Source organism: Candidatus Methylomirabilota bacterium, assembly GCA_035260325.1.
In the GTDB taxonomy this organism is placed as follows: domain Bacteria; phylum Methylomirabilota; class Methylomirabilia; order Rokubacteriales; family CSP1-6; genus AR19.
In genome coordinates this window covers 1-5,084 of sequence record DATFVL010000060.1, presented here as the reverse complement: position 1 = coordinate 5,084, position 5,084 = coordinate 1, and the positions used below count along the sequence as shown (strand labels likewise).

Here is a 5,084-nt window from a genome sequence, read left to right as displayed (position 1 = left end):
GCGCAGGGGATGCCGTGGTGGAAGTACGTCGCGAACCGGTTCCTCACGGGGCTCGAGAACCGGGTGTTCGGGCTCCGGCTCTCCGAGTACCACACGGGCTACCGCGCCTTCCGCCGCGAGGTGCTGGAGACGGTGAACTTCCAGCTCGACTCCGACGGCTTCGTCTTCGACCAGGAGATCGTCGCGCAGGTCGTGGCGGCGCGCTTCCGGATCGCCGAGATCGCGGTGCCGACGCGCTACTTCCCGGAGGCGTCGTCGGCGAGCGTGGTCGCGTCCAGCGTCTACGGCCTCAGGATCCTCGCGGTCCTCTTCTGGTACACGGTCCACAAGCTCCGCCTGCGGCGCTCGCGCCGCTTCGACAGCCTCCGCGGGCGCTACTCGCGGCTCCCGGGCGCGCCCGGCGCCGCGGCGGGCGCCGCCCCCGACCGCCGCCCGTCGCCGCCGCTCCCCGTCCGCTAGAGACGCGCGGCCGCGTCCCGACTGGGCTCCGTCCTCTTCTGCTATCATTGCGCCCTCGCGCCCGACGGCGTCGTCGTCGGAAGGCAACGACCGCCTGAACACGGTGGCTCACCTCGAAAAGGAGACGCGCAATGGCACGACTCAGGACGAAGAAGCGGATCGCTGGCGCCCTCGCGGTGCTCGCCGTCGTGTTCGCGGCCGGGCTGTACGCCGTCGCGCAGCAGATCGAGGAGTCCAAGCGCGACCGCGCGGTGCTGGTCGGCGGCGCGAAGTACCACGTGCTGCCGGCGACCCTGGAGACGACGCAGTGGGGCTGGCTCGATCCGAAGGAGTCCCCGAAGCTCGTCGTGAACTCCGGCGATGTCGTGGCGGTCGAGACCATGATGCACTCGCACAACAAGATCCAGCCGGGCACGACGATGGACGAGATCGTCGCGCTCCGCAAGGCCAACCCAGGCGGCGGGCCGCACTCGCTGACCGGACCGATCTACGTCAACGGCGCCGAGCCCGGCGACGTGATGGAGATTCGGATCCTCAAGATCGTACCCAAGGCGTTCGGCGTGAACTTCAACCTCCCGGGCAAGGAGTTCCCGACGATCGGCGCGCTCGCGTCCGAGATGCCCGACGGCTTCGTGCGCTATTTCTACCTGGACTGGGAGAAGCGCCAGGCCGAGTTCAAGCCGGGCATCGTGGTCGACCTGCAGCCCTTCCCCGGCACGCTCGCGGTCGGCATCGATCCCAAGGACCCGGCGCCGCGCAAGGGCGGCGCGACCGATCCGATGGCGCCCGTGTCCACACTCCGCCCCTGGAAGAACGGCTCCAACATGGACATCAACGAGCTGCAGGAGGGCACGACGATCTTCATCCCCGTGTTCCTCAAGGGCGGGCTCGTGTGGACGGGCGACTCGCACTGCCGGCAGGGCAACGGCGAGGTCAACCTCACCGCGCTCGAGTGCGCCTCCCGCGAAATCGTCATGCAGCTCATCGTGCGGAAGGACATGAAGCTCGAGTGGCCGCGCATCGAGAGCAAGACCCACTGGATCACGACGGGCTTCGACGAGGACCTGAACAAGGCGATGGTGAACGCGGTGCGCGAGGCGGTGGACCTGCTCGCGGCCCAGAAGACGGTGCCGCTCACGCGCTACGAGGCGTACTCGCTCGTCTCGATGGTCGGCGACTGCCGCGTGAGCCAGGTCGTGGACGTGCGCAAGGGCGTCCACTGCATGATCCCGAAGTCGATCTTCGCCAAGAAGTCGTAGGTGCGCGGGGCCCTCGCCCTCGTCCTGCTGGCCGCCGCCCCCGCGTGGGGCGGCGGCCCGCTGCCCGTCGTGACGACGTCCACGGACCTCAAAGCGCTCGTCGAAGCGGTCGGCGGCGACCGCGTCGCCGTCGAGAGCCTGGCACCCGCCGTCCACGACCCGCACGCGGTCGAGGTGAAGCCCGGCCAGCTCCTTCACCTCAAGGAGGCGCGGCTCCTCGTGCGCATCGGTCTCGACCACGAGCCGTGGCTCGCGCGTGTCCTCCGCACCGTCGACGACCCGCGCTTCCTCCCGGGGAGCCCGCACGACCTCGACGCGTCGAAGGGGATCGACCTCCTCCAGACGGAGGTCGCGCGCGTCCGTGGCGAGCGCGGCGTCCACGTCCACGGCTTCGGCAACCCGCACTACTGGCTCGACCCGGCGAACGCGGAGCCGATCACGGCCGCGATCGTCGCGGCGCTCGGGCGCCTCGCCCCGGCCCAGCGCGAGGCCTTCGCGGCGAACCGCGCGCGCTTCGTCGAGCGCCTCAGCGCCGGGCTCGCGCGCTGGAGCGCGGCGCTCGCGCCTTACCGCGGCGCGCGCGCGGTCGTCGTCCACGACAGCTGGCCGTACTTCGCGCGGCGCTTCGGCCTCGTCATCGTCGCGGCGGTCGAGCCGGCGCCGGGCGTCCCCCCGTCCCCCGCGTCGCTCGCCGAGCTCACCACACGGATGCGGGAGGCGCACGTGCCGCTCCTGATCGCCGAGCCCTCCTCGGACGCGTCGGTGGTCACGCACGTGGCCGCCCGGAGCGGCGCGCGCGCGGTCACGCTGATCCCGTCGGTCGGCGGCGACCCCGCGGCGCGCGACTACGTGGCCCTGTTCGACGTCAACGTGGGGCGGCTCGCGCGGGCGCTGGGCGGCGCGCGCTAGGGCGCCGCGTGCTCGACCTCCTCGCGGTCCCCTTCCTCGCGTGCCTGGTCCTCACGGCCATCCACGTCTACCTCGGCCTCCACGTCCTCGCCCGCGGCGTGATCTTCGTGGACCTGGCGCTGGCCCAGGTGGCCGCGCTCGGCGTCACCCTGGCATTCCTCGCGGGGCATCCGATCCAGAGCGAGGCCGCCTACTGGTACGCGCTCGCGTTCACCCTCGGCGGCGCCGCGCTCTTCGCCATCTCGCGGACGCGCCGTGCGCCCGTGCCGCAGGAGGCGATCATCGGGATCGTCTACGCGGTCTCCGCCGCGGCGGCGGTGCTGATCGTGGATCAGGCGCCGCAGGGCAGCGAGCACATCAAGCAGCTCCTGGTCGGGAGCATCCTCACCGTCACGCCGCGCGAGGTCGCGACGCTCGCGGTCCTCTACGGCGCGATCGGTCTCCTCCACTGGGCCATCCGCCGGCCGCTGCTCGCCATCTCGTTCGACGCCGCCGGCGCCGCCGGACGGGCCGTGCGCGCCTGGGACTTCGTCTTCTACGCGTCGTTCGGCGTGGTGGTGACGAGCTCGGTGCGGATCGCCGGCGTCCTCCTCGTCTTCGCGTACCTCGTCGTGCCCGCGACGGCCGCCGCCCTCCTCGCGCGCTCGGTGCGCGGACGCCTCGCGCTCGGCTGGGCGGCCGGCGTCCTCGTGAGCGCGGGCGCGCTCGCCGCGTCGTGGGCGTGGGACCTGCCGACCGGCGCTACGGTGGTCGTCGCGTTCGGCGCGCTGCTCGCCGCGGTCGCGCTCGGGCTCGGGGTGGGCGCCGCCGCGCGCGCGCTCAGGACACGCGGGCGCGGCGCGCTCGTCGGCGCCGCGGGCGTGCTGCTGGTCGCCGCCGGCCTGGCGGGCCTCCTGCTCGCGCTCTTCCCGGGGATGGATCACCCGTGGCTCGAGTGGAGCGAGGCGGCGGTGCCCGCCGCGCGGGCGCTCTTCCTGACGGCGGACGAGCGCGAGACGTACTGGGACACGCGCGACAGCCTCGCGCGGAGCGCCGCGGAGCTCGCGCGCGTCAGGACGCTCGAGCGGGAGGCGCGGTGGGGCGCCCGCCCGGCGTCCGAGGACATGCAGGAGCGCATGCGCCAGTACCTGGCGGGGCGTGGTGAGTTGCTCGCGGGCGACCGGGTCGTGCTGAAGGCGCTCCGGGCGAAGGCGCGCGAGCGCCAGCGCTGGTGGCTCGGCGCGCCGCTCGCCGCGGCGGGCGTGGCGGGCGCGCTGCTCCTGGTGCGCGCGCGCCGCCTGCGGTCGCGGTACGCTACGCCGGCGCGAGCCGGCGACGGGAGGAAGCCATCTGGAACAACGTGATCGGCGAGCACGTCCGGCGGACCACCCGCAACCTGCTTCTCGTCAACGCGCTGCTCCTGGCGGGCCTCGCCCTCCTGGCCTGGGGCAACGGTAGCTACCTCTACAACGCCCTCCTCGGCCCGTTCGAGGTGGACCACCGGACGCTCGCCGCCACGGCGAATCCTGACGCCGCGACCCGGTACTTCGTGACGGTGACCGGTGACGAGCGGTTCGAGACCGGCTTCCACGCGATCACGCGGACGGTGGACAAGTACTCGCGCGCCGTCAAGAGCGAGCAGACCACCGCGGACTACTGCGTGCTCCGCGTGGGCGAGCGCCTGCTCCTCGCCAAGGCGCCGCTCGGCGCGGAGGGCGTGCGGCTGTCCGGCGCGCTCGGTCCGATCGCCGCGGGCCTCGACGAGCAGCTGCTCGGCGAGCTCCGCGCGCGACGGCCCGACGTCTATCGGAGGTTCCTGCCGTTCATGCTCGACGCGACCGGCTTCCGGAGCGAGGCGTACTGGGCGCTCGCGCTCGGGACGCCGCTCCTGCTCCTGGCGCTCTGGAACGTGAGGCGAGGTCTCGCGCGGCGGAGCGACCCGTCGAGCCACCCCGCCGTCGCCGGGCTCAAGCGGTTCGGCACGCCACAGGAGATCGCGGCCCGGATCCAGGCCGAGACGGCGGCCGGCGCCGAGCGCGCGGGCGACCTCGTCCTGACGCCGTCATGGCTGCTGCGCGGGACCTTCTTCGGGCTCACCGTCGTGCGGCTCGAGGACGTCGTCTGGGTCTACCGGAAGGTCACGAAGCACTCGGTGAACTTCATCCCGACCGGGAAGTCCCACGCCCTCGTCGTCCAGCAGCGGGAGGGCGCGCCGCTCGAGATCCCCGGCAAGGAGCAGGCGGTCGTCGGCTGGATCGAAGGAATCGTGCGGCGCGTGCCGTGGGCTCTCGCCGGGTACGATCAGCAGCTCGAGACCGCGTGGAAGGCGAACCGCGCGACGGTGATCCAGGCCGTGGACCAGCGCCGCCGCGCTACGTAGATTTCGCTCGCCTCGGACGGCGGGGCCCCAGCCCCGCGACGTCCTGCGGCTCGCCCTACGTAGCGGCGTACGTGTAGAAGCCCCGGCCGGTCTTGCGG

At 73.0% G+C, this 5,084-nt stretch carries 5 protein-coding genes; all 5 read left to right on the top strand.

What is annotated here, in order from left to right; translation table 11 throughout:
- The coding region (locus VKG64_04230) for a hypothetical protein (GenBank protein ID HKB24241.1) at window positions 1-459 on the top strand (459 nt) is incomplete at its 5' end.
- A gap of 131 nt (window positions 460-590) precedes the next feature.
- A complete protein-coding gene (locus VKG64_04225; GenBank protein ID HKB24240.1) occupies window positions 591-1,718 on the top strand; it encodes an acetamidase/formamidase family protein in 1,128 nt (375 codons plus the stop codon).
- Window positions 1,719-2,627: a metal ABC transporter substrate-binding protein gene (locus VKG64_04220; protein HKB24239.1), complete on the top strand. Its 909-nt coding sequence runs from the start codon at window positions 1,719-1,721 to the stop codon at window positions 2,625-2,627.
- Window positions 2,628-2,635: 8 nt separating this feature from the next.
- On the top strand, window positions 2,636-3,970 hold the full coding sequence (locus VKG64_04215; GenBank protein ID HKB24238.1) for a metal ABC transporter permease: 1,335 nt from the start codon (window positions 2,636-2,638) through the stop codon (window positions 3,968-3,970).
- Window positions 3,967-4,986, top strand: coding sequence for a hypothetical protein (locus tag VKG64_04210; GenBank protein HKB24237.1), 1,020 nt, complete (start codon window positions 3,967-3,969; stop codon window positions 4,984-4,986). Before VKG64_04215 ends, VKG64_04210 begins: the two co-directional genes overlap by 4 nt.
- The last annotated feature ends 98 nt before the right edge of the window (window positions 4,987-5,084 follow it).